Source organism: Exiguobacterium sp. BRG2 (assembly GCF_031844245.1).
Taxonomy (GTDB): Bacteria; Bacillota; Bacilli; order Exiguobacteriales; family Exiguobacteriaceae; genus Exiguobacterium_A.
Genome location: NZ_JAUZUW010000011.1, coordinates 1 through 26884 on the forward strand (window position 1 = coordinate 1; position 26884 = coordinate 26884).

31 protein-coding genes and 1 riboswitch are annotated in these 26884 nt (G+C 49.2%); of the genes, 11 read left to right on the plus strand and 20 right to left on the minus strand.

What is annotated here, in order from left to right:
• Nucleotides 1-6: 6 nt before the first annotated feature.
• Complete coding sequence (locus tag Q9R23_RS13140; protein WP_311247251.1) at nucleotides 7-2088, minus strand: heavy metal translocating P-type ATPase; 2082 nt, start codon at nucleotides 2086-2088, stop codon at nucleotides 7-9.
• Between the two features lie 174 nt (nucleotides 2089-2262).
• Between Q9R23_RS13140 and Q9R23_RS13145 the strand changes: the two genes are divergently transcribed.
• The 5 genes from Q9R23_RS13145 to Q9R23_RS13165 all read left to right on the plus strand — a co-directional run bounded on the left by Q9R23_RS13145 (nucleotide 2263) and on the right by Q9R23_RS13165 (nucleotide 5959).
• Nucleotides 2263-3099 (plus strand): undecaprenyl-diphosphate phosphatase, encoded by an 837-nt coding sequence (locus Q9R23_RS13145; protein WP_035410984.1) that lies wholly within the window; start codon nucleotides 2263-2265, stop codon nucleotides 3097-3099.
• A gap of 108 nt (nucleotides 3100-3207) precedes the next feature.
• On the plus strand, nucleotides 3208-3801 hold the full coding sequence (locus tag Q9R23_RS13150) for a LemA family protein (RefSeq protein WP_029340715.1): 594 nt from the start codon (nucleotides 3208-3210) through the stop codon (nucleotides 3799-3801).
• Nucleotides 3798-4538, plus strand: a complete 741-nt coding sequence (locus Q9R23_RS13155) for a TPM domain-containing protein (protein WP_311247252.1) — start codon at nucleotides 3798-3800, stop codon at nucleotides 4536-4538. The genes Q9R23_RS13150 and Q9R23_RS13155 overlap by 4 nt, the downstream gene beginning before the upstream one ends.
• A 17-nt stretch (nucleotides 4539-4555) precedes the next feature.
• Nucleotides 4556-4819, plus strand: coding sequence for a DUF1294 domain-containing protein (locus Q9R23_RS13160; RefSeq protein WP_396136376.1), 264 nt, complete (start codon nucleotides 4556-4558; stop codon nucleotides 4817-4819).
• Between the two features lie 177 nt (nucleotides 4820-4996).
• The gene (locus tag Q9R23_RS13165) at nucleotides 4997-5959 is read left to right on the plus strand and encodes an EAL domain-containing protein (protein ID WP_311247253.1); all 963 of its coding nucleotides are present in this window, start codon (nucleotides 4997-4999) and stop codon (nucleotides 5957-5959) included.
• 54 nt (nucleotides 5960-6013) lie between these two features.
• Here the strand turns inward: Q9R23_RS13165 and Q9R23_RS13170 are convergent, their stop codons facing one another.
• The gene (locus Q9R23_RS13170; protein ID WP_311247254.1) at nucleotides 6014-7039 is read right to left on the minus strand and encodes an iron-containing alcohol dehydrogenase family protein; all 1026 of its coding nucleotides are present in this window, start codon (nucleotides 7037-7039) and stop codon (nucleotides 6014-6016) included.
• A gap of 132 nt (nucleotides 7040-7171) precedes the next feature.
• Between Q9R23_RS13170 and Q9R23_RS13175 the strand changes: the two genes are divergently transcribed.
• Nucleotides 7172-7987 carry an aldo/keto reductase gene (locus Q9R23_RS13175; protein WP_214856053.1) on the plus strand — a complete coding sequence of 272 codons (816 nt, stop codon included), beginning with the start codon at nucleotides 7172-7174 and terminating at the stop codon, nucleotides 7985-7987.
• A gap of 111 nt (nucleotides 7988-8098) precedes the next feature.
• On the opposite strand, the gene Q9R23_RS13180 is transcribed toward Q9R23_RS13175, so the two are convergent.
• The 3 genes from Q9R23_RS13180 to Q9R23_RS13190 form a co-directional block, all read right to left on the minus strand.
• Nucleotides 8099-8842, minus strand: coding sequence for a general stress protein (locus tag Q9R23_RS13180; protein ID WP_215085086.1), 744 nt, complete (start codon nucleotides 8840-8842; stop codon nucleotides 8099-8101).
• Nucleotides 8843-8970: 128 nt separating this feature from the next.
• Nucleotides 8971-9288, minus strand: coding sequence for a DMT family transporter (locus Q9R23_RS13185; protein WP_023467016.1), 318 nt, complete (start codon nucleotides 9286-9288; stop codon nucleotides 8971-8973).
• Nucleotides 9285-9614 (minus strand): DMT family transporter, encoded by a 330-nt coding sequence (locus Q9R23_RS13190; protein WP_035399004.1) that lies wholly within the window; start codon nucleotides 9612-9614, stop codon nucleotides 9285-9287. Before Q9R23_RS13190 ends, Q9R23_RS13185 begins: the two co-directional genes overlap by 4 nt.
• Nucleotides 9615-9883: 269 nt before the next feature.
• Here Q9R23_RS13190 and Q9R23_RS13195 point away from each other — a divergent pair, with 269 nt between their 5' ends.
• Complete coding sequence (locus tag Q9R23_RS13195; protein WP_311247255.1) at nucleotides 9884-10438, plus strand: GNAT family N-acetyltransferase; 555 nt, start codon at nucleotides 9884-9886, stop codon at nucleotides 10436-10438.
• A 141-nt stretch (nucleotides 10439-10579) separates the two neighbouring features.
• The gene (locus Q9R23_RS13200) at nucleotides 10580-12934 is read left to right on the plus strand and encodes an SH3 domain-containing protein (RefSeq protein WP_311247256.1); all 2355 of its coding nucleotides are present in this window, start codon (nucleotides 10580-10582) and stop codon (nucleotides 12932-12934) included.
• 58 nt (nucleotides 12935-12992) lie between these two features.
• On the opposite strand, the gene Q9R23_RS13205 is transcribed toward Q9R23_RS13200, so the two are convergent.
• Entirely contained in the window at nucleotides 12993-13286 is a 294-nt protein-coding gene (locus Q9R23_RS13205; protein WP_029340705.1) for a putative quinol monooxygenase, read from the minus strand.
• A gap of 77 nt (nucleotides 13287-13363) precedes the next feature.
• On the opposite strand from Q9R23_RS13205, the gene Q9R23_RS13210 reads away from it, so the two are divergent.
• Both Q9R23_RS13210 and msrA read left to right on the plus strand, forming a co-directional pair.
• Nucleotides 13364-14542 (plus strand): M20 metallopeptidase family protein, encoded by a 1179-nt coding sequence (locus Q9R23_RS13210; RefSeq protein ID WP_311247257.1) that lies wholly within the window; start codon nucleotides 13364-13366, stop codon nucleotides 14540-14542.
• 62 nt (nucleotides 14543-14604) lie between these two features.
• A riboswitch (SAM riboswitch) is annotated at nucleotides 14605-14708 on the plus strand.
• Nucleotides 14709-14802: 94 nt separating this feature from the next.
• The gene (gene msrA / locus Q9R23_RS13215) at nucleotides 14803-15333 is read left to right on the plus strand and encodes a peptide-methionine (S)-S-oxide reductase MsrA (RefSeq protein WP_023467010.1); all 531 of its coding nucleotides are present in this window, start codon (nucleotides 14803-14805) and stop codon (nucleotides 15331-15333) included.
• 76 nt (nucleotides 15334-15409) lie between these two features.
• Here msrA and Q9R23_RS13220 read toward each other — a convergent pair whose 3' ends face one another.
• The 4 genes from Q9R23_RS13220 to Q9R23_RS13235 form a co-directional block, all read right to left on the minus strand.
• Nucleotides 15410-15892 (minus strand): DMT family transporter, encoded by a 483-nt coding sequence (locus tag Q9R23_RS13220; RefSeq protein ID WP_311247258.1) that lies wholly within the window; start codon nucleotides 15890-15892, stop codon nucleotides 15410-15412.
• 12 nt (nucleotides 15893-15904) lie between these two features.
• Nucleotides 15905-16573, minus strand: coding sequence for a Crp/Fnr family transcriptional regulator (locus Q9R23_RS13225; RefSeq protein ID WP_214856062.1), 669 nt, complete (start codon nucleotides 16571-16573; stop codon nucleotides 15905-15907).
• Between the two features lie 15 nt (nucleotides 16574-16588).
• Nucleotides 16589-17017, minus strand: coding sequence for a DMT family transporter (locus tag Q9R23_RS13230; RefSeq protein ID WP_214856064.1), 429 nt, complete (start codon nucleotides 17015-17017; stop codon nucleotides 16589-16591).
• Nucleotides 17018-17153: 136 nt separating this feature from the next.
• Complete coding sequence (locus tag Q9R23_RS13235; protein ID WP_311247259.1) at nucleotides 17154-18092, minus strand: NAD(P)H-dependent flavin oxidoreductase; 939 nt, start codon at nucleotides 18090-18092, stop codon at nucleotides 17154-17156.
• A gap of 91 nt (nucleotides 18093-18183) precedes the next feature.
• On the opposite strand from Q9R23_RS13235, the gene Q9R23_RS13240 reads away from it, so the two are divergent.
• On the plus strand, nucleotides 18184-18723 hold the full coding sequence (locus tag Q9R23_RS13240; protein ID WP_311247260.1) for a gamma carbonic anhydrase family protein: 540 nt from the start codon (nucleotides 18184-18186) through the stop codon (nucleotides 18721-18723).
• A 46-nt stretch (nucleotides 18724-18769) separates the two neighbouring features.
• Here Q9R23_RS13240 and paaX read toward each other — a convergent pair whose 3' ends face one another.
• From paaX to paaB, 10 genes are all read right to left on the minus strand, one after another.
• Nucleotides 18770-19654, minus strand: a complete 885-nt coding sequence (gene paaX, locus Q9R23_RS13245; RefSeq protein WP_214856067.1) for a phenylacetic acid degradation operon negative regulatory protein PaaX — start codon at nucleotides 19652-19654, stop codon at nucleotides 18770-18772.
• A 73-nt stretch (nucleotides 19655-19727) separates the two neighbouring features.
• Nucleotides 19728-20495 carry an enoyl-CoA hydratase-related protein gene (locus tag Q9R23_RS13250; protein WP_214856068.1) on the minus strand — a complete coding sequence of 256 codons (768 nt, stop codon included), beginning with the start codon at nucleotides 20493-20495 and terminating at the stop codon, nucleotides 19728-19730.
• The gene (locus Q9R23_RS13255) at nucleotides 20492-21700 is read right to left on the minus strand and encodes an acetyl-CoA C-acyltransferase (protein ID WP_214856069.1); all 1209 of its coding nucleotides are present in this window, start codon (nucleotides 21698-21700) and stop codon (nucleotides 20492-20494) included. Before Q9R23_RS13255 ends, Q9R23_RS13250 begins: the two co-directional genes overlap by 4 nt.
• On the minus strand, nucleotides 21697-22563 hold the full coding sequence (locus Q9R23_RS13260) for a 3-hydroxyacyl-CoA dehydrogenase (RefSeq protein ID WP_311247261.1): 867 nt from the start codon (nucleotides 22561-22563) through the stop codon (nucleotides 21697-21699). The genes Q9R23_RS13255 and Q9R23_RS13260 overlap by 4 nt, the downstream gene beginning before the upstream one ends.
• A gap of 74 nt (nucleotides 22564-22637) precedes the next feature.
• Entirely contained in the window at nucleotides 22638-24146 is a 1509-nt protein-coding gene (locus tag Q9R23_RS13265; RefSeq protein WP_311247262.1) for an aldehyde dehydrogenase family protein, read from the minus strand.
• 5 nt (nucleotides 24147-24151) lie between these two features.
• On the minus strand, nucleotides 24152-24931 hold the full coding sequence (locus tag Q9R23_RS13270; protein WP_290782616.1) for an enoyl-CoA hydratase/isomerase family protein: 780 nt from the start codon (nucleotides 24929-24931) through the stop codon (nucleotides 24152-24154).
• Nucleotides 24909-25232, minus strand: coding sequence for an EthD family reductase (locus Q9R23_RS13275; RefSeq protein ID WP_023466996.1), 324 nt, complete (start codon nucleotides 25230-25232; stop codon nucleotides 24909-24911). Before Q9R23_RS13275 ends, Q9R23_RS13270 begins: the two co-directional genes overlap by 23 nt.
• 15 nt (nucleotides 25233-25247) lie before the next feature.
• Nucleotides 25248-25742, minus strand: coding sequence for a 1,2-phenylacetyl-CoA epoxidase subunit PaaD (gene paaD / locus Q9R23_RS13280; RefSeq protein WP_056063796.1), 495 nt, complete (start codon nucleotides 25740-25742; stop codon nucleotides 25248-25250).
• A 14-nt stretch (nucleotides 25743-25756) separates the two neighbouring features.
• Nucleotides 25757-26542 carry a 1,2-phenylacetyl-CoA epoxidase subunit PaaC gene (paaC, locus tag Q9R23_RS13285; protein WP_214856074.1) on the minus strand — a complete coding sequence of 262 codons (786 nt, stop codon included), beginning with the start codon at nucleotides 26540-26542 and terminating at the stop codon, nucleotides 25757-25759.
• Complete coding sequence (paaB, locus tag Q9R23_RS13290) at nucleotides 26539-26883, minus strand: 1,2-phenylacetyl-CoA epoxidase subunit PaaB (protein ID WP_290755800.1); 345 nt, start codon at nucleotides 26881-26883, stop codon at nucleotides 26539-26541. Before paaB ends, paaC begins: the two co-directional genes overlap by 4 nt.
• Nucleotide 26884 lies beyond the last annotated feature (1 nt).

Genomic DNA, 26884 nt, shown 5'->3' on the forward strand with positions numbered 1-26884 from the left:
ATTTGTTCATGCACGTATCTTTAATAGACGCATCGCATTCAGGACCGCTAACACTGTCACACCGACATCAGCAAAGACGGCTTCCCACATCGTTGCGATTCCAAAGGCTCCAAGTAACAAAAAGATTGCTTTGATTCCAAGGGCAAAATAGATGTTTTGATAGACGATCTTTCGCGTCGTTCTGGCAACATCCATCGCATCGGCAAGCTGTTTCGGCTCATCGGTCATCAAAACGACATCCGCTGCTTCAATCGCCACATCACTCCCGAGTCCGCCCATGGCGATTCCGACATCCGCCCGTGTCAGGACAGGGGCATCGTTGATTCCATCCCCTACGAACGCTGTTTTTCCTTTTGCTGTCTTCATCAGTTCTTCCAGCGCTTCGACTTTTTGATGCGGCAACAAGTTCGCAATGACGTGATCGAGATCCAACTGTTTTTTGATTGCTTCTGCCGTCTGTTTCCGATCGCCTGTCAGCATGACGATTCGACGGATGCCTCGCTTTTTCAATTGGATGATCGCTTCCATCGTCGTCGTCTTCAGTTGATCTGCAATTCGAATCCATCCCAGATAGTCTTGGTCCTGAGTAATGTGAACATAGGTACCGGTTTCGGTTTCTTTATCAGGTGTAAAGCCCAGTTCCTTTAACCACTCGGCATTTCCTGCACGCAGCAGTCGACCATCGTACTCCCCACTGACGCCTTTCCCTGCTATTTCTGATAAGTGAATGCCACCATCTTTAGATGGTAAGCCATCAACCGCCCGGACGATTGAAGTCGCGATCGGATGATTCGATTGCCGTTCCACCCGAGCTGCTACTTGTAGTAACTCTTGTTTCGTCATCGTATGTGCTTGAATAGCGACGACTTCAAAATTCCCTTTCGTCAACGTACCTGTTTTATCCAAGACGAGGGTATCGATTCGTTGCAACGATTCTAGATGATTTCCGCCTTTGACGAGTATGCCTCGCTTTGAAGCAGCACCGATTCCACTAAAAAAGCCGAGCGGGATGGAAAGCATGAGCGCACAAGGACAACTGATGACGAGAAAGACAAGCGCCCGGTACGTCCACTCGCTAAAGGAAGCATTCAGTAAGAGAGGCGGCAGAACCGCTAAAATTAGCGCAATCACGACAACAGCCGGCGTATAAACTCGCGCAAATCGTGTGATGAACTTTTCCGTCGGTGCTTTATGACGAGAGGCTTGTTCTACCAGTGAAATGATTTTCGCGACCGCCGAGTCCGTATACGACCGATCTACTTCAATCACTAACTGTCCGTCCGTGCTGATCGTACCGGCTAGCACATGATCCGTTTCATGAACACGCCGAGGAACCGATTCTCCTGTCAATGCTGCCGTATCCAGAAAGGCAGTACCTTGCTTGATCGTTCCATCAAGTGGAATCCGTTCCCCAGCACGGACGATGATTCGCTGTCCTGGAATGACATCTTCCGGTCGCACACGTCGCCCATCCTCAAGCACGGCTTGCTGTGGTCTAATATCCATCAATGCTGAAATCGAGCGTCGTGATTGATTGACAGCCCTATGCTGAAAATATTCACCGATTTGATAAAACAACATGACTGCCACCGCTTCTGTATACTCCCCAATGACGAATGCCCCGATCGTCGCGAGCATCATCAAAAAATTCTCGTCAAACAACTGTCCGCGTCGTGTCGACCGAAGTGCATTACGTAATACTTCATTCCCGATGAATACATACGCCGTAAGATACAACCATATTTGTATGGACTCGGGAACAAGGAATGCTATTCCGAAAGAAGTCAGACCTATGAGTGTTTGAAGTTTCTTTGACCTTGTCCAAAATACCATTTCAGTCGTGTCTCGTGTATCCTGCTCGCGTTGCAGGAGAGCATCTGGTTCTAGTTCGTGAACACGCTGAACAACGTGACGATACGTCTGTTCTTGGATATCTGGGGATGCGTATGTGATATAGAGACGTTGCCCTGCGAAATCCAACGTCGCTTCCTTGACTCCTGTTACGTTTGCCACGCCACGCTCTACTTTCGCTGCACAGTTCGCACAATCAATTCCTGAAATCCGGATCGGTTCAGTCGCTTCACGCATTCTCTCACCTCATTCAAATATTTGTTTGATTATACAGTCATCGTACGCCTTTTTCCTTCCGTTATCAATCCGTACTTTCCTCGGTCTTGCGCCCGATATTCTGATTGGTTCTATCTCACAAGAATAAAACATGATATGTTTTTACATAGCACATCATTATAGAAGGAGATTACCATGCACATCATTGAACTCTTGAAAGCTCTTTTACTCGGTTTCGTCGAAGGGATGACGGAATTCGCACCTGTCTCCTCGACTGGTCATATGATCATCGTGGATGACATGTGGTTACAAACAACAGAATTTCTTGGTAAGTATTCGGCGAACACCTTTAAGGTCGTCATCCAGCTCGGATCAATCCTTGCGGTCATCGTCGTCTTTTGGAAACGTCTCTTCAGTTTGATTGGTCTGTATAAAATTGAAGGAGAACACGATGCGACGGGTACACACAAGTTAAAACTACGTCACGTTTTGATCGGTCTATTACCTGCTGCTATCCTCGGATTGTTATTCGAGGACTTCATCGATGAGAACCTCTTCTCGATTGAAACAGTCATCATCGGTCTTGCGGTCGGTGCCCTCTTGATGATTGCAGCCGACAAACTCGGACCAAAGGAACCGAAAACGACATCGCTTGATCAGATTACATATCGCCAAGCAGCATTCGTCGGTCTGTTCCAATGTATTTCCCTTTGGCCTGGCTTCTCCCGTTCTGGTTCAACGATTTCAGGAGGGGTCTTCCTCGGCATGAATCACCGGACGGCAGCTGACTTCACGTTCATCATGGCCGTACCAATCATGTTCGGTGCCAGTTTCCTTTCGCTCGTTAAGAACTGGGATAACATTCATGCGAGTGATTTCGGTTTCTATGCCGTCGGATTTATCGCATCGTTCGTGTTTGCCCTCTTATCGATTCGTTTCTTCTTGAAGCTGATCAACAAGATCAAACTCGTCCCGTTCGCGATCTACCGTCTTGTCTTAGCAGCTGTTCTTGCTGTCATCGTCTACATGTAAATTCTAACCGTTAGCTATTTTAGCTGACGGTTTTTTATTTTTTTTGAAACTAATTCATTCGGTTAAGGGTATATAGGGATGAGACATACTTAAAGGAGTGAACGCCATATGGCACGCAGAAGTCGGAGTCGATCAAAACTCCCATTAATCATCGGAGTCGTTGTCGTCGTCGTGATTGCGTTTTTAGCAATCGGCCAATACAACAGCCTCGTCAATGTAGAAGAAGATGTATCGAATAAATGGTCGCAAGTCGATAACCAGATCAAGCGTCGTGCGGATTTAATTCCGAACCTCGTCGAAACGGTCAAAGGTGTCGCGGGTCAAGAAGAAAAAGTATACGGCAAAGTCGCTGAAGCTCAAGCTGGTCTTGCGCGCGCCGCGTCAACCGAACAACGGATTGAAGCCGATCAACAAGTCACGTCTTCGCTTCGTGGATTGATTGCTTTGCAAACCACTTATCCGGAACTAAAATCAAGCGAACGATTCCAATCATTGATGGATACGCTGGAAGGAACAGAAAATCGTCTCGGGATCGCCCGCAAGGATTACAACGATGCCGTGACGCTTTATAACAAAAAACGTCGGAGCTTCCCAACAGCACTCTATGCCTCTGCATTCGGATTTGAGAAAAAGCCGTATTACGAAATTTCAGACAGCGACCGAGAAAATCCGACTGTCGACTTTAACAGTGATTCGAAATGATTCGGCGGTGGACGCGACTTCTGTTGAGCGCGTTCCTCGTCTTCTTCCTCTTCGTTCCGACGGCTAGTGCCGTTTCAGAACGAACGGGAGCAGCCTTTTTCATTCAAGATGATGCTCAGTTGCTCACACCGTCGGAAGAAGCCGAACTCGCGCAACTCGGTCAGGAACTCGAACAGTACACGACGGCGCAAGTCGTGCTGAAGACGGTTCCCGATCTAAAAGGACAGGACTTAAGTTCTTACGCCAATGAAACATTCCGGCGACAAGGAATCGGTCAAAAAGGAAAAGACAATGGGGTACTCGTCGTCGTCGCTCCGAACGAAAAGAATCGGCAATTCCGGATCGAGGTCGGTTATAAACTAGAAGGCATTCTGACGGACATCACGGCTGGGCGCATCCTCGATCAATACGCGGTTCCTTATAAAGAGAATGGCGAGTATGGAAAAGCGGCGACTGAAACATATAAAGCTGTCGTCAGTGTCATCTCAAAGGATCAGTCGCTCGAGTCACAAGATCCTCCGAAAACCCAAAATGATGGGGGTCTTCCGCTGTGGACGAAGATTCTGATCGGTGCCGGATTGCTGATCTTGTTATTCCTCGATATGAAGTTCACCGGCGGTATGTTCTTCTTTGCGATTTTGAACATCTTTTCCGCGATCATGCGCGGTGGCGGTGGTGGAAACGGCGGCAGTCGTGGTGGCGGCGGTAGTTCCGGCGGCGGCGGTGCCGAACGTTAGAAAAGGAGTCGGTTTTCATGAGGATCATCTTAGGGTATTACCTCCTCCTGACACTCATCGGATTTGGCTCGATGTGGCAGGATAAACGTCGAGCACGACAACATGCTTATCGGACACCGGAAGCGACACTATTGACGATTGCTTTCCTCGGTGGTGCGCTCGGTTCTTGGATCGGTATGTATACAGTCCGGCATAAGACACGGAAAGCGAAATTCCAATGGCTGGTGCCGCTTGCAGCTGTGTTGCATCTCGCTTTCTGGATATTTTACACTTCACAATGAAAGAATGTGACCGATAGAGAAGGAAACGTACGGAAATGTGTCCGTCGTTCCCTTCTCTTTTTTGGATGAGGTCAATGATTATAAAAGATAGGTTTAAATTCTTTTTCTCTCAGGGTAAAGAGTTTAACCAATTTAATTAATACATCTTTTGATGTATCGAGAGGTGGACATCTTTTTATGTGGCATCCTTGCGCCGAATGCACGACATCCATCCGTTTCGTTGAAGCGGGAGCACTCCATATCCAGTCACCAACACCAGAAATCTATTCCTATCAATCATTCGAACAACTCGAACAGTTACTGACGTCGCTCTTGCGTGTAGCGGATTATCCGGTATCCTGTCGCGCCACACAATCGCGCTATGTGACAGCACCTATCCTAGCTTCAGCACTTCTAGAACAGCTAAAGCATCGGTCAGCGATTGATTTCATCCAGCACGGCGTCATGACAAGCCATCTGCAACCGATTTATGATATTCAACAAAATATCCTCGTCGCGAACGAAGCCTTACTGCGCGCAGCAGATGACAACACGCCGATCTCACCGGGTGTCCTGTTCTCCACTGCCTCGAAGATGGGGCTTCATTCCCGTCTTGATCAGCGGGCGCGTGAAGAAGCCATCCGTGCGACGCATCATATCGGTGGCACAACAAAAACGTTCATCAACTTTCTCCCTTCGACGATCTATAATCCGGAGTACTGCCTGCGCCATACGTTTGAGATCGTCGAACGTTATCAAGTCGATCCGAGTCGGCTCGTCTTCGAAGTCGTCGAAACGGAAAAAATTGAAGACGTCAACCATTTGAAACACGTCTTCGAACAGTATAAAAAGCAAGGCATTCAAGTAGCACTGGACGATGTCGGCGCTGGTTTCTCGACACTCGATATGTTGTCCTTGCTTCAACCGGATTATATTAAAATTGATCGTTCCTTCATCGATCATTGCGATACGAACTCAGAAAACGAAGCCTTTTTACGAAAAGCCCGTCATCTGACACGAGAAATGGGGATTCAAATCTTAGCGGAAGGCATCGAACGGCAAGAAGAACTCGATCTTTGCCGCGAACTCGGCTTCGATCTTGGTCAAGGATACCTACTCGGTCGCCCTGCTCCTTATGCTCGCTTTGCGAAAGCACAATAAAAATACGCACATGGACCGTTTGATGATTATTCGGCACATGTGCGTATTTTTATGTTAAGTCGTCGAAACGAAAACTGTCTCGTTCCGTGTAATAGCATCCACTAGTTGTTCCATTGACACGATCGGACGCAACAGACGACACAATTCCTCTTTCGATGTCCGTAAAGCAAGTGTTTCGACGACATCGAGCGATAATGCGAAGTCTGCGAGTGCCGTCGGCTGTTCTTGTGCAATAAGATAGTCACGCAACTCTGCATAATCATCATCATGTCCGAGTAACTTCTCCTGAACGAGTAGTCCGTAACCGACCTTACTCCCGTGCAAGAACGCATGCGTTTCTGGATGAGGAGATAACGCGTTATGCACTGCGTGTCCGATTGCACCACGCGTCGCCGCGTCACCAAAACCGCCGATACTTCCAGCTAACGGAATGACGGTTTCGACGAGATGTTGCATTTCAACGGGATACTCACGAAAACGCGTTTCCGTTATATTCGTCGACAAGATAAGATCCTTACAACGTTCAGCTGTTCGAAGCGCCATCTCAATGACGGGATCTTCAGCCGATGATCCGCTTAAGGCACGTGCTTCATACCACTTCGCTAGCGTATCGACGAGTCCGGCTACGAAATAATCATACGGACTTGCTGCGATAATCCGATGATCGAGTAAAAGAGCTTCAATCACGACGGGAAACGTATCAAATCGGATGTACTGTCCCTCTTCGTTATACATGACACTGAGCGGAGTCCACGGAGCACAGTTCGAGACGATCGTCGGAATGACGATGATTGGGCGTTGTAATTGAAACGCGACTTGTTTTGCCGTATCGATGACACTTCCACCTCCGAGCGCGAGAATCACATCGTATGGAGCACATACCTGTTTGAAAGCTTCCACCTGTTGATCCGTACAATGTCCTTCAAATAAAAAACGTGGTAATTCTGGTAAAGCAAAAGCGGCTGCTTCATAGGCCTGACGTCCATGAATCAGGACTGCTGAACGATTACCTATCACTTCTTTGAGTTGATCGAGCGTGTTTTCCTCATGTATGTATTGCAAAACAGCTTGTCGAATCACAGAATCGCCTCCTAATATTTGTTATCGCTCAGTATACGCAAAAGAACTCGCTTCGGCAATCATTCGATTTTCATAGAAGGAGAGCGTACACTAGAAAAGACAACAGTTCACTACAAAGGAGTCGATGAATCGATGCAACAGATCACGTTAAACAACGGCATCAGTATGCCCCAACTCGGATATGGTGTCTTTAAAGTACCGGAAGAAGAAGTATATGAAGCGGTCAGCGAAGCACTCCGCGCCGGGTATCGTTCGATCGATACGGCGATGATTTACGAAAATGAAGAAGGTGTCGGTCGTGCGCTGCGTGACTCCGGCATTCCCCGAGAAGAGATCTTTCTGACGACGAAAGTCTGGAATTCCGATCACGGCTACGAAGAGACACTTGCCGCTTTCGAGACGAGTCTGCAAAAGCTTGGTGTCGATTACGTCGATTTGTACCTGATTCATTGGCCGATGCCAAAAGAGGATCGTTATGTCGAGACATGGCGGGCGCTCGAACATCTCTATGCAGAAGGAAAGACGCGTGCCATCGGTGTTTCGAACTTCCATATTCCGCACTTGGAACGAATTTTAGCCGAAGGATCAATCGTTCCTGCCGTCAATCAGATTGAACTCCATCCGTTCCTTAGCCAAGAAGCGATCCGAGACTTTTGCCGCAAGCACGGTATCGTCGTTGAAGCTTGGAGTCCGTTGATGAAAGGACGCGACGCGTTAACGCATCCGGTCATCGTCGATATCGCCGATCGTCATCAGAAAACGCCAGCTCAAGTCGTCCTCCGTTGGCACTTGCAACACGATATCGTCGCGATTCCGAAATCTGTCACGCCAAGCCGCATTCGCGAAAATCTTGATGTCTTCGACTTCAGCTTGTCAGACGCTGATATGCAAGCCATCGATCAATTGAACGCCAACGTGCGTACAGGATCAAATCCGGATCATAAATAAGACGAGACGCTTCTCGTTTAATCTCCATACAAAAAGAAGGTACCTTTCGGAATTGATCCGGAAGGTACCTTCTTTGATGATGACCCTGATGCGTGATTCTAATCTATTATTTTAGCGGTCTAAATTATTTCCATGATCTTGCTTGGCGATGTCATCCGATTGATGTTTCGATTGACGATGTTCTTCGCCGTCTTGCGTTGCATCATGTTCTTTTTCCTCGCGTTCTGTTTCCGGCCGGCGGAAATCGTCATCCCGACGCATCGCGATGTCCGGTTCCCGGTTCCCGTCGAGTTTTTTTGAATGATCGATTGCCTGCTCGTCTTGCGGCATCTTATCCGTACCGGCACGGTGCAAATCAATCTCTGCATGCTCTTCCTTCGAATCTTTATCAACATCAAGCGGATTACCGGATCCGAGCTGTGCATTGGAGTTCGCATCTGATGACGTATGCGTCTCTTCACCACTACCATAACGGACTTTTACGTCAGGATGCGTATTATCTGTATTTAAATGTGGATCGAACTGGATGTCTTGGACTTCAAGTAACAGAACGAAGCCCCCACCTTCGACTTCCGTTTTGCGTTGTTCGATTTCATTGTCTGATAGATCAAGTGACCCGAACAGATCATCGACTTCTTGATCGCGTCCTTTGTTCCCACGAATCCGATCAATCCAAGACGGTTTCGTCGTCGCGATTTCTGCATCCATTTGGCTACGGACGAGTGCGATGTTCGACTTCTCCTTGACGATGACGTAGAAGTCTTCCTCCCGGTGTCCTTGAATGTGCAGTTCGTCCATTTTTGAAATCAATTCTTCCTCTGAATAGAACGTTCCGATATATTGTTTTGTTTTCATGGATGTTCTCCCCTTATTAACACGATTTGTCATGCGTGACTTCTATAAGGAGTATTTCCTCTTTTGCGTTAAAATATGCCAAAAAACATGCGTTCCATTAAAACGTCATCTGTTTGACATGTAAACAATCATTCGCCGACGAGTTTCAGACCAATCGTCGCACTTAAGACGAGACCGATACAAACCAGTCGCTTCCAGTCTTTTGATTCGTTATAGAGTACCATGCTGAGAATCGCACCACCCGCTGCTCCGATTCCCGTCCATACCGCGTACGCCGTTCCCATCGGTAAACCATTCATCGCAAGTGTCAAAAATAGAAAACTGAGTCCGAATCCTGTTCCCATCAACAGTAGATTCTTCGCATTCTTATTTTGATTGAACGTATTGATCAAGACGACACCAAACATCTCAAAGATTCCGGCAATGATTAAATAAATCCAACTCATGCTGATTTCTCCTCTCCACTGACTAATTTCAGACCGATGACACCGACGAGTAAGACAGCAATCAATGCTAATTTCATCACGGAAGCGGTTTGATCGAACAAGACGATATCCGTCACGACCGTTCCTGCTGTTCCGAGACCGACGAAGACAGCATAGACCGTTCCGACCGGTAAATGGTTACTCGCTTTAATGAGCACGGTAAAGCTAACGATGATACAGACGATCGTTGCAGCCCACTCAAGTGGTGTTGCCGCATGTTTTAATCCGATGACCCAGCCCACTTCAAAACACGCTGCGACGATGATGCCAATCCAATACTTTGCCATAGTAATTGCCTCCTGATAGGTAAATTCAAATGAAAAAGCCCGGGAGCAAGCGAGACGATTCGCTTTACTCCCGGGCTTTTATCCCTCCGTTGCATGGACAAACGTCCATGTTCCTCCCTCGGTCCAGCCGTACGGAACCCTAGAGGATACTCCCTATTCCATTCGATACAACCACCCTAGCACGCCCTTTTTCCCGTGTCAAACAGGAATCCGTTCCCCATCTGTCAAATAGAATCAAAGTGACTTCATCTGAAAGAGGAGGATGCTGCATGCGTTATAAAATCAATGATCAACTTCGGATTCGTCGTTTTACACCAGAAGATGTAGAAGCGGTTCACGCCTATGCCTCACAACCCATCGTCAGTCAATTCCAATCATGGGGACCGAATACCGAAACGGATACGAAACAATTCCTACATGATGCGCTTGAAAGTGAACTCGAGACACCAAGACGTCGTTATGTCTTTGCCGTGACGTTTCCAAGTGACGTCGTCATCGGTGCCGGTGAACTCGTCATCACAGACGTTGATAATAAAATCGCCGAAATCGGATACGTCCTCTCGCCTGATGAATGGGGGAACGGATATGCGACGTCGATCGCCTCTTTCCTTCTCCAATTCGGTTTCGAAAAACTAGAACTACACCGCATCACGGCAACGTGTGACCCATGGAACGTCGCTTCCGAACGCGTGTTGCAAAAGGTCGGCATGACGAAGGAAGGACAGCTTCGCGAGACGGTCTATCTCGAAGACCACTGGCGCGATTCCTTGATTTACGGCATGCTCGACTGGGAATGGCAAGTGGATCACGAAGAAGATAACTAACATATGACTTCAAACGGTGTGCCGAGGTATACCGTTTTTTTATGGACAATCTCCTATTTTTTTGATTTTTATCAATTTTTAAACAAGCGCATGCTACACTATTCATAATGACAAATTTTAAGAATTGGAGTGAACCTCTTGATGAAAAAATGGACTGCTCATGTTGCTGGACTTGCCGCAACGTTAATGTTGAGCTCGGTTTTACCCGCACCCGCTTTTGCTGAATCGCCACCTGCTCAACCAACGGCAGAAACACAAACAGTCACCGAGACGATTGGAACGGCTTATTTGAAAGAGGATGCTGCGTTGCTACAAACGGCTGATTCCGCAACGGTCATCCAACAACTACCAGCAGGAACGACATTCAAGACACTTGGCACGGACGGTGACTTTACCCGTGTCAGTTGGCAAGAAGGCGCTGCTTATGTCGCAACAAACGCGTTGACGCAAACAGCACCTGTCTTTCAAAAACAAGCAACACTGACGTCGAAAGGTCCACTCTCATTAGTTGCTTCACCATTTGATTCCACCGTCGTGACGACACTTCCCGCCTATCAGCGAATCGATACATACGGCACTTTCGACACGTTCACACGTCTGAAATGGGACGAGCAATACGTCTACGTCTCTACGACACAACTCGAGCAACTTCCGAAATTAGTTGGAACGCGTTATGCCAAACGAGCAACTTCCCTTTTCGTTGAGCCGAAGACGACAAGTACAAAGACAGCCGTCACTCAAAATCAAGCATTCGAAACGTTTGGTACGACGGGTACTTTTACGCGTGTGGCGACTAAAGCGGGTTATGCCTTCGTATTGACGACTGATTTAGCAGATACGCCAACCGTGAACCATCCGGAAACAGGCGTGCGTTACATCCAACAACAGACGACAGTCTATGCTACTGCGACTACGAAAGGAAAAGTCGTACAATCGCTTCCTGTGAATACCTCGCTTCAGACGTACGGCATCGAGGGTTCGTTTACACGAATCAAACGAAACGACGATTACGCCTATGTGTTGACGGCACATCTTGGGACATTAAAGTACTATCCGAAGACCGCACGCCTCTATGTTCAGCGTGCTACACCGATCTATTCGGATGCCAAATCTTCAAGTCCTGTCTTAAAGCAACATCAAACGAATACGCTGCTGACGGTGTATGGCGCAAGCGGTGCCTATAGCCGGATCATCTTCCGTGGAGTTCATGCTTACGTCAAGACAGCTGATCTCGGTACTGGAAAAGTTTATGCATCAACCGGGACACGATACGCGAAACGCAACTTGTCCGTCTACACATCTGCGTCGACGAAGAGCAAAATCATGTATTCCGTCAAACGAGCTGACAAGCTAACGATTTACGGCACAAGCGGCAGTTACACACGCTTGAAAAAAGGAGCGGTCTACGGTTACGTCAAAACGACGGATCTCGTGACGAAAAAGCCGGATCTGTATGACGTCACTGGTCAACGCTACGTGACGGAAGACGATGTCGTCATTCGTTCGCAGGCAAAACTTTCGAGCAAAAAAATCGGCACACTAAAAAAAGGTACCTCGATTTCGATCTACGGAAAAAGCGGTTATTATACACGCGTCAAATATAAAAACACCTTTGGTTTCGTCGATTCGAGTCGCATCGGACTGAACAAGCCGACGGCAAAAGCAAAAAAAGGAACGACATTTTATGTCCACCTGGACCAGACGCCACTCTTCTCTGCTGACGTCGCTTACAGTCGCCCAGCTGCCTATTTGAAGAAAGGAACGAAACTAATTGGTCTAAAATCAATTGATGATGATTTTTGGCAAGTTCGCCTGGCAAATGGTCAAACGGGTTACGTCCTCAACCCTTATATCAGCACGAGCAAACCCGATATGAAACTGACACAAAAAGCGATCGACCGGGCGAAAATCTATACGGTCAAACAGACGACGTCGTTCTTCGCAAGTCCGACGAGCCCAAAAGGCAGTGGACTCGTTGAACAAGGCAAACGCGTTTATCCGCGTCATCGAGTCGGAAACTTCTATGTCATCCAGTCAGGCTGGACACCTGTTTATCTTCCGGTATCCGCTGTGACGATCACGTCCGATAAACGGGTCGTTAAAAAGAATAATACGCGTGGTGAAAAGCTGATCCAAGCAGCCGTCCAACATATCGGCACACCATACACATGGGGTTCGCAAGATGCCGTGAACGGTGGTTTTGACTGTTCCGGTTTGATTCACTACGCGACGAACAAGGCTGGAAAATACGGTGGTCGGACGAATGTTCGTGGCTACTGGTATGGTGCTTTCTTTACGAATCGCCGGACGAGTATCTCGAGTGGTAAACGCTCGGATATCGTCTTCTTCCAGAACACCTACACGGATGGTCCATCGCATATCGGAATCATGCTCGATAGCGAACACTTCATCCATGCAGGCGGTTCACAGCTTCAAATCAACTCGATTTACGAACCGCGTTGGCAGGAGCATTTCCTCGGATTTAAATCGATGTAAGACAAAAAAAGACGAACCCGTCGAAATCGACGGGTTCGTCTCTTCTTATCGCAATACGTTAAAATGTCATCTCGACGTATTTCGTTACTTGTCGATCCATCAAGTATAACTCGATCTGTTCACGGTAGGCTTTATAGTGATCGGATGCGATATGCGCTTCAAGTGCCTCTTCATCACGATACACTTCATACAGCATGAATTGATGCTCATCCTCGATCGATTGGTGCAAGGAATAACGTAAGCATCCTTCTTCTTTTTGTGAAGCATGATAAACCGTTTGTAAAATCGGGAAGACTTGATCCGCAAGTCCAGCTTTGATGGTAAGTACAGCATTAACGACGATTTCTCCCATGTTACATTATCCCCTTTCGTGATTACCTGTATCTGTACCCATTTTCACGAAAAGACACACGTTAAAGGAGCTAGAACATGCAAAATCAACTTTTTGAAGCACTCGAACAATTCGAACCCACGATGATCGCATTACGCCGTGATTTCCACCGCCATCCGGAACTATCCTTCCAAGAAGTCCGCACACCAGAACGGATTGCCGCCTTTTACGCAGAACAGAGCATTCCTCATCAAACAGCCGTCGGAGGTCGTGGTGTCGTCGCGACGATCGAAGGCAAACAGCCTGGTCCGACGATTGCTGTCCGCGCAGATTTTGACGCATTACCACTTCAGGAAGAGACAACGCTTGCTTTCCGGTCGATCCATCCTGGTATCATGCATGCTTGCGGGCATGATGGTCACACGGCAATGGTGATGGCCCTTGCTGCTACGCTCTATCCGATACGCGATCAATTGCAAGGAACGATTCGGATCATCCACCAGCATGGAGAAGAGGTCTTCCCCGGCGGAGCAATCCAAATGATCGAAGCCGGCGTCCTCGAAGGAGTCGATGCGATTTTCGCGACACATCTCGAAAATGATTTACCAGTTGGCACGATTGGGTTTCGGGAAGGACATACATTGTGTGCGATCGACGAATTCGAAATCATCGTCCATGGTCAAGGTGGGCATGCCCAGGCACCGCATAAAACAAAAGATGCTCTCGTCGCTGGAGCGCAACTCGTCTGTAACTTACAACATCTCGTTAGTCGACGGGTCGATCCGTTTGAGCCGGCTGTTCTCGCAATCGGTTCTTTCCATGCAGGAACAGCACCAAATATCGTTACGGGTGAGGCACGCATTGTCGGGGAAATTCGGACGTTCAACGAGACACTGCGGCATCAGCTCCGGCAAGAAGTCGATCTTGTCGCTAAAACGACGTGTGCCGGCATCGGTGCTTCGTATTCGATTGACTTCACGACTGGTTACCCGGCGCTCTGGAATCACCCGGATGAGACAAAGCTCGTTCAGGAAGCTGCTGCTTTCTTACCGGAAGCATCCGTCCGGGCACTCACACCAATGATGGCGGCGGACGACTTCGCACATTACTTAACACACGTCCCGGGTAGTTATTTCTTTACCGGCTCTGGCTATACGGACGGTCGCGTCAACTATCCGCAACACCATCCACAGTACGAGATCAATGAACAAGCGTTGTTGATCGGTGCGAAGACACTTGGAGCAACCGTTTTACGTGCCTTAAATTCTAAGGATTGACTTTATTTCTTTGTGAATGGTATCATCACAACAATGATGACGAATGACATCAACTTCATATACCCTTATCAAGAGTGGACCGAGAGATCTGGATCGATGACGTCCCAGCAACCTGCGCATAGCAAGGTGCTACGACCAGCAAAGCGAAAGCTTTGGTTGATAAAAAGCGGCGACTCCTTTTGCAACCAAGCGAAGGAGTCGTTTTCGTTTTCTCGCTGTCAGACATACAATGGGGATTTCCCACGGAGAGGAAGAGACAGATGGAAAAAGCAACATTTGCAGGTGGATGTTTTTGGTGCATGGTGACACCATTTGAAGAATTACCAGGAATCGAGGGGATCGTATCAGGTTACATGGGCGGACACGTCGACAATCCGACGTACGAGCAAGTCAAAACAGGAACGACGGGACATCTCGAAGTCGTCCAAATCACGTTTGATCCGAGCCTGTTCCCGTACGAGCGTTTACTTGAACTCTACTGGCCCCAAACGGATCCGACGGATGCAGAAGGTCAATTCCAAGATCGCGGTACGCAGTACGCGCCAGCAATCTTCTATCATACGGATGCGCAGCACGAAGCAGCGATCGCTTCCCGTGACGCTCTTGCTGCAAGCAATCGTTTCAAACAACCGATCGTGACGCGGATCGATGCCGCTTCTGAATTTTATCCGGCGGAAGAGTACCATCAAGACTTCCATAAGAAAAATCCAGAACATTATAAAAAAGATCGTGCTGCCTCTGGTCGCGATGCTTTCATCGAGCAGGAATGGAAAGATACGACGACGGTCTGATTCAAAAAAATGTATATAAAAACAGGTCAGTAAACGTTGGTTTGCTGACCTGTTTCATTGTTATGGAAAAAGTAAGTCATGAAACACGTTCTACTTGATCCTTTGCCTGTTGTTCCGGTGCCACGACTTGATACCGTTTCAAGACGAAGATGCCACACACCATGACAGCGAGACCGATGAGCTGACCAAACGATAAGTCGATTTGTGGCAAACCGAACCAACCGAACGTATCAACAGCAAGGGCAAAGCTCAACTGCGAAATCAACACGACAGAGATCGCGACGGACGGACCAAGCAATTGAATCCCGCGCATGACACAAAAGACGACACCGACACCCACGAGTCCACCGAACCAGTAGAGTGGTGACACGTTTTGAATCTGTCCGATCGTTCCACCACGAAACAGGACATACGTGATGCTTGCTCCGATGAAGCCGACGAAGAAAACCAGCGTCGTCGTTGCCCATGCGCCGAACGCGTCACTCATCCGAGCATTCAATACCGTCTGCAAACTGATTAACATTCCAGCCAATACGGCACACACAATGCCTATTATCATGTTCGTTCCTCCTTACTCATAGCTGTTACCGTTCGCTTTCTCGCGAATCCGTTCCAAATCGACGATGATGATCTTGCCACGTCGTCGAACAAGAATCTCTTCCTCACACAACTTCGTGATGATCCGGTTGAGATGACGATAACTTGTTCCAAGCCAGTCAGCGACGTCATGTAGATTCGACGTCCGCATCTCCTGATAAAACAAACTGTCACTAGCTTCGGACGCAATCGATAATAAGTAGCCTGCAAATCGCTCCTCGACCGTATAGAGTACGTGGTGCGACGCTGATTTCGAATCGGCATACCACTTCGCTGTAATTGTTCTTAGTAAAAATTGCAGAAAGACGTTCGTTGTATTGTGCTCGCGTAAAATCGTATACGGCACGCTCAACACATCGACATCGGTCACTGCTTCGACCGTATTCAGCACTTCCCGTTCGTTGATGAATTCAGCGTCACCAATCACTGTCAGTGGTGTTTTGAATCGTAAAATCCGTTGTTTTCCTTCTGACGAAGCAGCAGAAATCTTGACCTTGCCTGCGACGATGAAGTACATCCGGTCGATTGTCGCACCGGTCGTACAGAGGAGTTCTCCTTTTCGGAAGGTTTCTTCACGCAACCAAGCGCGCGTCTCTTCCGTTAAAATCGTATCCAGTCCATACTGTTGGATGACGGTTTCCATGTTCGTTCCCTCCCTTTAGGCAAGTGAGAAAATCGCAACTCCTGCAAGCATGAGACCCACACCAACCCACTGACCACGATTTCCTTGTTTTTTTAAGACACCGAACCATCCTTTTAAATCAATCAGAAAGGCACAAAAAATCTGCGCGACGAGTAACAAACACATCGCCCATGTCATGCCGAGTTTTTGGATCGCTGTCAGTTCCGTTACGACGACTAGCACGCCAATCAAACCACCGCTCGCATAAATCCACGGTAACTGACGGAATCCGCCGATTTTCCGATCTCGTACGAAGCTATAAATGACTAAACAACCCATCAGACCAACAAAGTGGACGATCAATACGGATAACCACGGTCCGACGCCTGTCGCAAGGCGCGCATTGAATATGCCTTGCAGGGCGATGAACAGACCGCTCATCAAAGCAAACACGACTCCTTGCACGTCATCTCCTCCTTTAATCTCTACACTAGAGTAGACCTTATTCGTGCCTCACTTGAAAAGGACAAATGTCCCATTTTCAAAAAAACATGAAAAAACCCGCTTTCCACAAGCGGGTTTACGGGTCATCATTGTATGTTCATGTCGCAAAACGAGCAGTCGTCCGCTTCAGCTGTTCCTCTGCTTCCTCCATCATGCGCGTAAACAACTCAGCAACCGTTGGCACATCACGAATCAAACCGGCAACCAGTCCAGCGTTGACATATCCTTTCTCTTCATCGCCTTCAAGAGCGCCTGTAATATGATACGACTCATTCGTCTGATCGAGAAAAGCAGCAGGTGTCTTGGCTGTGAGGTGTTCGACGTAAGGACCATCAAGGACACGTCGGACGAATCCAACGGAGCGCCCGATGATGCGTGTATCGGTATCTGTCGCATCCGTTAAGCGCGATTTATAAACTGGATGGACCTTCGCATCTTCCGTCGCGATCAACCGTGTTCCGAGCTGGACGCCGGCAGCACCAAGCAACAGGACAGCTGCTAGTCCACGCCCATCGCCAATCCCACCTGCTGCAAGGACCGGAATGTTGACCCGATCGACGAGTTGCGGAATCAAGGTCAGTGTCGTCAACTCGAGCGGTGAATTGATGCCTGCCGCTTCAACTCCCTCCGCTACGAGTACATCTGCCCCTGCCTGTTCTGCCTTTACTGCCTGTTTGACTGAAGCGACGACCGCGATCGTTTTGATACCAGCGGCTTGAAGTCGCTCTATGTACGGTGCTGGATTTCCCGCCGACAAGGAGACGACCGGGATCTTTTCTGCAATCGCGAGATCAATCAGTGCTTCCGTATAAGGAGATACACGAATCGCGATGTTCAAGGCAAATGGTTGCTCCGTCAGGATTCGTGTCTCCTGAATCCGAGACTTTACTTCATCGACCGACAACGTACCGCACCCAAGCGTTCCGAGTCCTCCGGCATTCGACACCGCTGCCGTGAGTGCTGCATGACTAATGTTACCCATCCCTCCTTGGATCAATGGATAACGAATGTTGAATAGCTCACAAATCGGAAACATATCTTTCCTCCGTTCTCGACTCCCACCGCATGATATACTGACAGGGAATGAATAGTAGTTCATCTTATCCTAGAAATGAGGTCGTTCTGTTATGAAGATTCCGTATCAATCGATTCATCCGAACGTAGCATCCGATGTATTCATCGCTCCTGGCGCTTATCTGATTGGAGACGTCACGATCGGTTCCGAGTCTACCATCTGGTTCAACGCTGTCTTACGCGGTGACGAAGGACCGATTACAATCGGCAAACGCTGCAGTATCCAAGACAACGCAACGATTCATCTGTACGAAGGCGCACCTGTCGTCATCGAGGATGAAGTGACGGTCGGACATAACGCGATTTTACACGGCTGTAAAATCGGACGTCGTTCGATCGTCGGAATGGGCGCGACCGTTCTTGATCATGCAGACATCGGTGAAGAATGCATCATCGGGGCGAACACGTTGATTCCATCAGGAAAAGTCTTCCCACCCCGTTCGCTGATCATCGGCTCACCCGGTAAAGTCGTGCGTGAACTGACGGAAGAGGATCTCGCGATGATTCAGGAGTCGATTGATTCCTACGTCGATAAAGGATATGCTTTCCGAAACATTCTCGCAGGATCAGCTGAACAGAACACATCTGAATGACACGAATGCGGGGCGGATCGCGCGATCCGTCCCGCTCTTTTGTATATCATCGTTCCGCAAACAGCGGGTGTTCTGTTGCATCATACGAAGCGCTACGTTGTGACACATCGTGTGTCTCTTCAAAGATTGATTCAAAGAACCGGCTCGCCGGTTGCGCAAGCAGACGGTAATATTGCTCGAACAACAGTGCCGCATGGTGTCCGCTCCAAGCATCCGGTAATAGTTCTTGCGGGAGTCCCGGATCCGTGAAGAGGAATTTCCGGTACTCATGTACGAGCATCGTCCGTTCGACGAAACACTGCTCATCCGTCATTTCTCCTAGTTGGAGCTGACTCTGATGGACGATGTATTGCCGGCTATAATCCGTGATGAACGTTTCGTAACGTTCCTGCAATTCCTCTAGTGGAAAAGCGCGCTCAACAAGGGATTGGTCTTGCTTTGGACCGTGGTATTCACCGACGAAGAAATCGACATACTCTTCGATTTCGTACGCTTCAATCAATCGTTCCGCCTCTTTTTCAAGCGGATTCGGCGAAATCCAGACCCCGTTTGATAAGTTGCCAAACCCACTCCACGTCAGTTCTTTACGAAGCTCATCGCGAATCTGTCGCTTATCCTCAGGAATCGTGTACATTAACGTCCGCCACTTCCCGTCCCAGTCGTGCGGTGTTGATTTATAGATCCGGCGCGCTGCTTCTTCCATCCGTTCCACCCCACGCGGCGTCAACGAATAGAAGCTTTTACTCCCCTGCTTCTCGGAGACGAGCCAGCCTTGTTTGACCATCCGGGATACTGCGACCCGAACGGCTTGTTCGTTATGTCCGAACTCTTTGACGAGTCGAATTAAACTCCCGACCCAGATTTTGTTTCCGTAATGACGGATATAATCGCCGTAAATCGTAAAGATCATTGATTGGGTGTTCGCACTCATGGTATTCACTCTCTCTTCAGTCGTTCATAGTGTGTATCGTTAGTATACGGGTTATTTCAAACGTCGACCATCCTCATCTTCCTTCAAAGCGTGGTGGTCGTTTTTCAGCGAAGGCTTGTAGCGCTTCCTGACGATCAGCCGTCGGAATGACGACTTCATAAGCTTCCGTTTCGAGCTGCAGTCCTTGTTCGAGCGAGACGTCCCGCCCTTGATCAATCGCTCGCTTCGCCTGGCGCAAGGCGATTGGTCCGTTCTGTAACATTTGATGGGCAAACTCAAGACAGGTCGTCATCAACGCTTCCCGGGCGACGACGGCTGTCGCGAGTCCGTACCGTTCTGCTGTCATCGCATCGATTTTTTTCGCCGTGAAGATCAATTCCTTTGCCCGGGTCTCCCCAATCAATCGTGGCAAGCGTTGTGTTCCGCCAGCCCCAGGAATGATTCCGAAGCTAGTCTCCGTCAACCCGACGAGTGCATCCTCGACGAGAAAGCGGAAATCACAGGCAAGAATCCATTCAAAGCCACCACCGAGCGCGTGCCCATTGACGGCAGCGATCGTCGGTTGGGGTAATTGTGCAATCGAGGTGAAGACGTTGCGAATCGCAAGGACATTACGTCGGACTTCTTCTTCATTCAAATGTACGCGTTCCTTTAAATCGGCGCCGGCACTGAAAGCTTTACCGGTTCCGGTGAACAGGACGACCCGCGCTTCCGAGTCGACCGACAACATATCGACTTGTTCCTGTAAGGCGACAAGTGTCGGATAATCGAGACAGTTCAACCGTTCTGGGCGATCGATCCGGACGATCGCGATATAGCCTTCTCGTTCCAAATGAATCATACGAGTCCCTCCCGATCGACGACGAGTGCGATCCCTTGTCCAACTCCGACACACATCGTGGCAAGACCATATGTCCGGTTCGTCCGGCGCATCTCATGCAGTAGCGTCGTCAAAATCCGCGCTCCACTTGCGCCGAGCGGATGACCGAAGGCAATCGCTCCGCCGTTGACGTTGACTTTTTCGCTCGGTAGACCGAGCGCTTCAATACAAGCAAGACTTTGAGCCGCAAACGCTTCGTTCAACTCAATCTGATCGAGCTGTTCGACCGTCAATCCTGCCCGCCGGAGAACTTTTTCCGTCGCGTCGATCGGTCCGATGCCCATGATGGCGGGTTCAACGCCTGCTGTCGCACTCGCTCGGTAATACCCAAGCGGTGTCAAGCCGAGTTCGTTTGCTTTTTCTTCACTCATCAATAACAGCGCCGACGCACCATCGTTGACGCCAGATGCATTTCCCGCCGTCACGGTACCGTTCGGGAATAAAGGACGAAGCGTCGCGAGTTTCTCACGTGTCGTCTCAGGGCGTGGGTGTTCATCTTGATCAAAGACGCTGACGTTGCCTTTCCGATCCATTTGCGTAACCGCAACTAGTTCTTCCGTGAAGCGCTCTGCCTCGATGGCTCGTTTTGCGCGTTGCTGACTCTCAAACGCAAAGTCATCCTGTGCTTCGCGTGAGATGCCGTACTGACGGGCGACGTTCTCAGCTGTCTCTGGCATCGAATCCGTTCCATATTTATCTGCTAAGCGATCATTGACGAACCGCCAGCCAATCGTCGTATCATACATCGTCTGATTGCCACGTGGGTTGGCTTGATCCGGCTTCGCGAGGACGAACGGTGCACGTGTCATGCTTTCCGTTCCTCCAGCGATATAGATGTCCCCTTCACCTAAGGCAATTCCGCGAGCAGCTGCGATGACAGCATCGAGTCCTGATCCACATAAGCGATTGATCGTCGTACCGGCGACTTCGACCGGTAGACCAGCCAGCAGTCCGGACATCCGGGCGACGTTCCGGTTATCTTCCCCCGCCTGATTCGCATTGCCGAAAATGACTTCCTCGATCGTCTTTGGATCGACTTGTGGATTGCGCTTCAGCAACGCTTCGATGACACGTGCCCCTAAATCATCCGGGCGAACTTGACGCAACGCGCCGTTATAGCGACCGATTGGTGTCCGAACGGCATCGATGATGGCAACACGTTTCATGACGTCACCTCACGATTCGTGTAGTCGTAAACCCCACGACCTGTTTTACGACCGAGTCGACCGGCTTTGACATACTGTTCAAGCAGTGGTGCCGGACGGTATTTTTCACCGAGTTTCTCATGGAGATACTTTAAGTTGTGGAGTCGAGTATCGAGTCCGACCAAGTCACCCAGTTCAAAGGGTCCCATCGGATAATTCAAGCCGAGTTTGATTGCTTTATCGATCTCTTCCGGTGTTCCAAGCCCTTCTTGCAACATATAAAACGCTTCGTTTCCGACGAGCGCACTGATCCGTGAAGTCACATAACCGGGAAACTCACGGATGACGACCGTTTCCTTTTGCATCTGACGCGCCACTTTCTCTAAGGCAGCAACCGTCTCATCCGACGTCTCAAGACCACGAACGAGCTCGATCAGTGGCATCAAATGAACCGGATTGAAGAAATGCATCGCCATGACCCGGTCCGCCCGGTTCGTAAAAGAGGCAATTTCCGTCGGACTCATCGTCGACGTGTTCGTCGCAAAGTAACAGTCCGGACGTGCATTCGCTTCTAACGTTTCAAAGACTTGCTGTTTAATGCTGAGTTGTTCCGGTACCGCCTCAATGACGAGATCCGCTTGTTGTGCAGCTGTTGCTAAATCCGTCGACAAACTTAGCCGATCGAACAGTCCCTCGACTTCACTCGCGGACATTTTGCCTCGCGTAATGCCTTTCTCCGCGATGCGTTCGAGTTCTTGATAGGCACTTTCGACATACGCTTCTTTGATATCAACGAGTGTCACCTGAAATCCGCGGTGTGCGGCAACGTACGCAATGCCACGTCCCATGACGCCGGATCCGACGACAACGATTTGTTCTATCATCTGACTTCCCCCTTATCCCCTGTGCTGTTAAAAAAGGCTGGACTTCCCGACGGAACTCCAGCCTTCCCTCTTGCTTATAGTCCGAACGGATTGAGTGGACGACTGCCGTAATACGACAAGATACTCTTCGTTTCTGTGTACAGATCAAGTGTTTCGATACAGAGTTCACGACCGAATCCTGATTGCTTATACCCACCAAACGGTGTACCTGGGAAAGCAGAGAACGGACAGTTGACCATGACGATACCGGCTTTGATTTGGTTGGCAACGCGCGTCGCTTTTGCACCGTCTTTTGTCCAAACGGCTGATCCGAGTCCAAACGATGTGTCGTTCGCTAAACGAATCGCTTCTTTTTCATCTTTGAACGGCATGACGACGACGACCGGTCCGAAGATTTCTTCATTGACCGCTTTCATCTCGTGCGTGACGTCCGTGATGATCGTCGGTGCATACCAGAAGCCTTTTTCGTATCCTTCTGGTGCTGAAGCGTGACCACCTGTGACGATTGTCGCTCCGTCTGCTTTCGCTGACTGGACGTATCCATCGATGACATCGACTTGTTGTTGGTCGATGATTGCTCCGACGTGTGTCCCTTTATCAAATGGATTGCCGAGAACGAGTTGTTTTGTTTTTGCGACGAATTGCTCCATGAACGCGTCGTAAATCTCTTCGTGAACATACAAACGTGAGCGTGCTTCACACGATTGACCGCTGTTATAGAAGATTCCGAACAACGAACCATCAACGGCTGCTGTCACATCTGCATCTTCAAAAACGATGTTCGGCGATTTCCCACCGAGTTCGAGCGTGACTCGTTTTAGTGTTTCCGACGCACGTCCCATAATGTCTTTACCGACTGGTGTCGAGCCCGTGAAGGCGACTTTATCGACGTGAGGATGCTCGACGAGATGGTTACCGATTTCGCGTCCTGAGCCTGGGATGACGTTGACGACACCTGCCGGAACGCCAGCTTCTAGACAAATCTCACCGAGAATGATCGCTGTCAACGGAGTCAATGTCGCTGGTTTGACGACGACCGAACAACCGACTGCGATTGCTGGTGCGACTTTCCAAGCTGCCATCATCAACGGATAGTTCCACGGGATGATTTGCGCACAAACACCGACCGCTTCTTTTTCTGTGTAGTTATGGAATTGTCCCGGCACGTTATTGACGACACCGCGGTGACCGACGATCGCACCTGCGTAGAACTCAAAGTCTTCAATCGCTTGCGTGACTTGTCCTTGCGCCGCTGCTAGTGATTTCCCTGTATCGAGAATCTCAAGTTCGACGATTTCGTTGAAGCGGGAACGTATGATGCTCGCAATCTTATTTAAGATTTGCGCGCGGCGTCCGACTGGCCACATCTTCCACTTCCCGTGATCAAACGCATCCCGTGCGGCTTGAACGGCACGATCAGCGTCTTCCTTCGACGCTTTTGCAACTTCCGCAATCACTTCACCTGTTGCCGGATTATATGTTTTAAATGTCTCGCCTGTTGCACCTTCGACTTGTTCGCCGTTAATGAGCAAATGATAGACGGACCGTTTCATTTCAAGTGTTTTTTCATGTACTGTCGACATTTTATTCACTCCTGTTCCTGTTGATTGAAAATCGGTGGGCGTTTTTCGAGAAAAGCTTGCATACCTTCTGTTTGATCGGCTGTTGCGAACAACAGATAGAAGTTCCGACGTTCGTGCTCCATGCCATCTTGTAACGATAAATCGACGGCTTTGTTTGCTGCATCCTTGATCAGTCGTAACGCCATGCTCGGCTGGTTCGATAACCGCTCTGCCATCGCAAGCACCGTCGCTTCAACATCCATCGTCACTCGATTGATGATGCCAAGTCGTTCTGCTTCGTCTGCCTGCATCCGGTCACCCGTGAAGAGCCATTCGAGCGCCCGCGTCCGACCGATGCATTTTGTCAAACGTTGCGTCCCGCCTGCTCCCGGCATGACGCCGAGTCCGACTTCTGGAAAACCGAACTGTGTCGCAGGATCGGCGTAGATTAAATCACAAGCAAGTGCGAGTTCGAAACCGCCGCCAAGGACGAAACCATGGACACCTGCAATGATCGGCTTTTTGATTCGGCTGATCCGGTCCCAGTCCGCGAACGGATCGAGGAGTTCCATCGAGATCGGTGTCGCTTCGAGCATCTCCTCGATATCAGCACCTGCTGAAAACGACTTTCCGTTTCCCGTCAAGACGATGACCGTCACCCGATCGTCACGATCAAATATCTCCATCGCCTCGACGATTTCGCGGACCATCGTCCGGTTCAGCGCATTGTATCGTGCCGTCCGGTCGAGCCGAATTCGACCGATCCGACCAACCGTTTCTGTCTTAACGTACTGTTGTGTCGGCATGGACATCTTCACCAATCATCAATGTGACGAGATCCCCCGCAAAGCTCATCAAGTCTTTCCCTGACGCTTTTCCTTCGAGAGAACGCATGCCTGCTTGCATCGCTTCCTGACTTTCATAGACCATCTCGCACATCAAGTAATACTTTCCGTCCCCGCCCATTGGTGAACCGACGATTTTCGTGACATTCATTTCTTGCAGTCCTGGAATTTTTGCTGTCAATGGACCATGGACCTCAAAGTAATGCTGATCGAATGCTTCCTTGTTTTCCGGATGTTTGTACAGTGCGATTAATTTTGCCATATTGATTACCTTCCTTCACATGAGAGTAGAGACGGGTTTCATCGCCTCGAATGGATTTTTACACGATTTACAATAGAGAATACTTCGACAAGCGGTCGGTCCGAATAAGTTTTCCATCGTCACGTACGTCGACCCACAGTACGGACAGTCGATCTCCCACTTCCCTTGTTCGAATCGAGGGGGTGCGATGCCGAATGCCTTCAATCCTTGCATCCCTTGTTCTGTGATCCGGTCTGACGTCCACGGTGGATCAAACCGGAACTGGACATCGACCTGCTCGACGTTCGGAATCACCTGCAAAGCAGCTTCGGTATTTTTTTTAATGATTTCAAGCGCCGGACAACCGAGAAACGTCGGGAGAAGCGTGACGTGCACCGTGTAGCCATGCGCCGTCGCTTCCGCGTCCATCGTTTCGACCATGCCAAGATCTAAAATACTGACGCTATCGATTTCTGGATCCTTCACCCCGTTCAGGGCTTCACGGATTGCATGTTGAAGTGTCGTCGTCATGCTTCCCTCTCCTTTCACCACGTCGCCGTTTGATCAATCAGATAGACTTCTCCGAGTGTCGCGAGTGCATCATTCAAGTCTTCCGTATGATCGCCGTCCCGCCCGTTGCGTGTCATCTGCATTTCTGGGAGGGTCACGTTCAATTCGACGAGTAACGGTGTGATCGTCTGATACCAACAATCAAGTAAAATCCCTTGCCCTTCAATCAACCGCATCTCTTCGATCAGTTGACCGTGTTCGCCATAATCGAACATGTCGCCGAAGTCATAGAGGACTTTTTCTAGGGCTGCATCCATCTTCTGGCGAGCTGTCTCCGTCGATTGATAAAGTTGGGTGAACCATGTTTGCCAGTGCAGCAAATGATAGTACAACTCCATGTTGATCTTGACGGCAGCCGCAGCGAGTGGCTCGTAACTGCTCGATTTCAACGCATCAATCCGAATCTTTTTCGCGACTGTATAGCAATAGTTCCGGACGACAGCGAATGCCCAGTCATATTCGGGTTTTTCCATATAATAGCCGGGTCCATTGACACGTTCGACAAGAATCGAGTTCTTCCGTTCGTGTGCCAAGCGGACGTGGGCTAACGCATCAGCATTCCCTTCACCAAGTTCCTCAAGGAGTTGGTAATACATCGCCGCGTGTCCCATCGAATCTTGCGCGATCGAGGATGAAGCGACGTCCTCTTCGATATGCGGTGCAAGCCCGAGCCATTCCGAACCACGATACGCATAGAGAAAGTCATCATCTGCGAGTTGATACAGTAAGGAGGCGAGTGCCGTCCGTTCTTGTTCCGTCATTTCGAATCGCCTCCTTGCCACGACATGATTTCTTTTTCATCGAGCATCTGTTGCTCATAATGCCGCCATTTTTTCTTCAAGTAGCCGTATCCTTTCGTCGTCCGGTAATCTTTATTGTCGAGCCGTTGGAGCATCTGCTTTTCATCGGGTGTCAAACCACGGATATCTTCACGTTTGACGACCCAGATATCGACGACTGGTTCTCGGCGCATGAAATTTTCTTGTGCCATCAGTAACGCCATCTCTTTATTTGGAGCAAGTAAACTGAATTGATGCGTGAACGCCGCGTTCGGCGTCCGTTTGCTAAAGACTTCGAATTCGTGATAGAACGTCTCGTTCATC

Bases quoted from the DNA above. Each gene is read 5' to 3' on its own strand.
- Q9R23_RS13155 (WP_311247252.1), top strand. From the start codon at position 3,798: ATGATTCGGCGGTGGACGCGACTTCTGTTGAGCGCGTTCCTCGTCTTC.
- Q9R23_RS13145 (WP_035410984.1), top strand. From the start codon at position 2,263: ATGCACATCATTGAACTCTTGAAAGCTCTTTTACTCGGTTTCGTCGAA.
- paaX (WP_214856067.1), bottom strand. From the start codon at position 19,654: ATGAGTGCGAACACCCAATCAATGATCTTTACGATTTACGGCGATTAT.
- Q9R23_RS13235 (WP_311247259.1), bottom strand. From the start codon at position 18,092: ATGTTTCCGATTTGTGAGCTATTCAACATTCGTTATCCATTGATCCAA.
- Q9R23_RS13180 (WP_215085086.1), bottom strand. From the start codon at position 8,842: ATGAAAACAAAACAATATATCGGAACGTTCTATTCAGAGGAAGAATTG.
- Q9R23_RS13150 (WP_029340715.1), top strand. From the start codon at position 3,208: ATGGCACGCAGAAGTCGGAGTCGATCAAAACTCCCATTAATCATCGGA.
- Q9R23_RS13260 (WP_311247261.1), bottom strand. From the start codon at position 22,563: ATGATAGAACAAATCGTTGTCGTCGGATCCGGCGTCATGGGACGTGGC.
- Q9R23_RS13165 (WP_311247253.1), top strand. From the start codon at position 4,997: ATGTGGCATCCTTGCGCCGAATGCACGACATCCATCCGTTTCGTTGAA.
- msrA (WP_023467010.1), top strand. From the start codon at position 14,803: ATGGAAAAAGCAACATTTGCAGGTGGATGTTTTTGGTGCATGGTGACA.
- Q9R23_RS13275 (WP_023466996.1), bottom strand. From the start codon at position 25,232: ATGGCAAAATTAATCGCACTGTACAAACATCCGGAAAACAAGGAAGCA.
- paaB (WP_290755800.1), bottom strand. From the start codon at position 26,883: ATGAACGAGACGTTCTATCACGAATTCGAAGTCTTTAGCAAACGGACG.
- Q9R23_RS13195 (WP_311247255.1), top strand. From the start codon at position 9,884: ATGCGTTATAAAATCAATGATCAACTTCGGATTCGTCGTTTTACACCA.
- Q9R23_RS13220 (WP_311247258.1), bottom strand. From the start codon at position 15,892: ATGATAATAGGCATTGTGTGTGCCGTATTGGCTGGAATGTTAATCAGT.
- Q9R23_RS13200 (WP_311247256.1), top strand. From the start codon at position 10,580: ATGAAAAAATGGACTGCTCATGTTGCTGGACTTGCCGCAACGTTAATG.
- Q9R23_RS13225 (WP_214856062.1), bottom strand. From the start codon at position 16,573: ATGGAAACCGTCATCCAACAGTATGGACTGGATACGATTTTAACGGAA.
- Q9R23_RS13270 (WP_290782616.1), bottom strand. From the start codon at position 24,931: ATGCCGACACAACAGTACGTTAAGACAGAAACGGTTGGTCGGATCGGT.
- Q9R23_RS13265 (WP_311247262.1), bottom strand. From the start codon at position 24,146: ATGTCGACAGTACATGAAAAAACACTTGAAATGAAACGGTCCGTCTAT.
- Q9R23_RS13210 (WP_311247257.1), top strand. From the start codon at position 13,364: ATGCAAAATCAACTTTTTGAAGCACTCGAACAATTCGAACCCACGATG.
- Q9R23_RS13175 (WP_214856053.1), top strand. From the start codon at position 7,172: ATGCAACAGATCACGTTAAACAACGGCATCAGTATGCCCCAACTCGGA.
- paaD (WP_056063796.1), bottom strand. From the start codon at position 25,742: ATGACGACGACACTTCAACATGCAATCCGTGAAGCCCTGAACGGGGTG.
- Q9R23_RS13140 (WP_311247251.1), bottom strand. From the start codon at position 2,088: ATGCGTGAAGCGACTGAACCGATCCGGATTTCAGGAATTGATTGTGCG.
- Q9R23_RS13185 (WP_023467016.1), bottom strand. From the start codon at position 9,288: ATGAGTTGGATTTATTTAATCATTGCCGGAATCTTTGAGATGTTTGGT.
- paaC (WP_214856074.1), bottom strand. From the start codon at position 26,542: ATGACGGAACAAGAACGGACGGCACTCGCCTCCTTACTGTATCAACTC.
- Q9R23_RS13250 (WP_214856068.1), bottom strand. From the start codon at position 20,495: ATGATTCATTTGGAACGAGAAGGCTATATCGCGATCGTCCGGATCGAT.
- Q9R23_RS13255 (WP_214856069.1), bottom strand. From the start codon at position 21,700: ATGAAACGTGTTGCCATCATCGATGCCGTTCGGACACCAATCGGTCGC.
- Q9R23_RS13240 (WP_311247260.1), top strand. From the start codon at position 18,184: ATGAAGATTCCGTATCAATCGATTCATCCGAACGTAGCATCCGATGTA.
- Q9R23_RS13160 (WP_396136376.1), top strand. From the start codon at position 4,556: ATGAGGATCATCTTAGGGTATTACCTCCTCCTGACACTCATCGGATTT.
- Q9R23_RS13190 (WP_035399004.1), bottom strand. From the start codon at position 9,614: ATGGCAAAGTATTGGATTGGCATCATCGTCGCAGCGTGTTTTGAAGTG.
- Q9R23_RS13205 (WP_029340705.1), bottom strand. From the start codon at position 13,286: ATGGGAGAAATCGTCGTTAATGCTGTACTTACCATCAAAGCTGGACTT.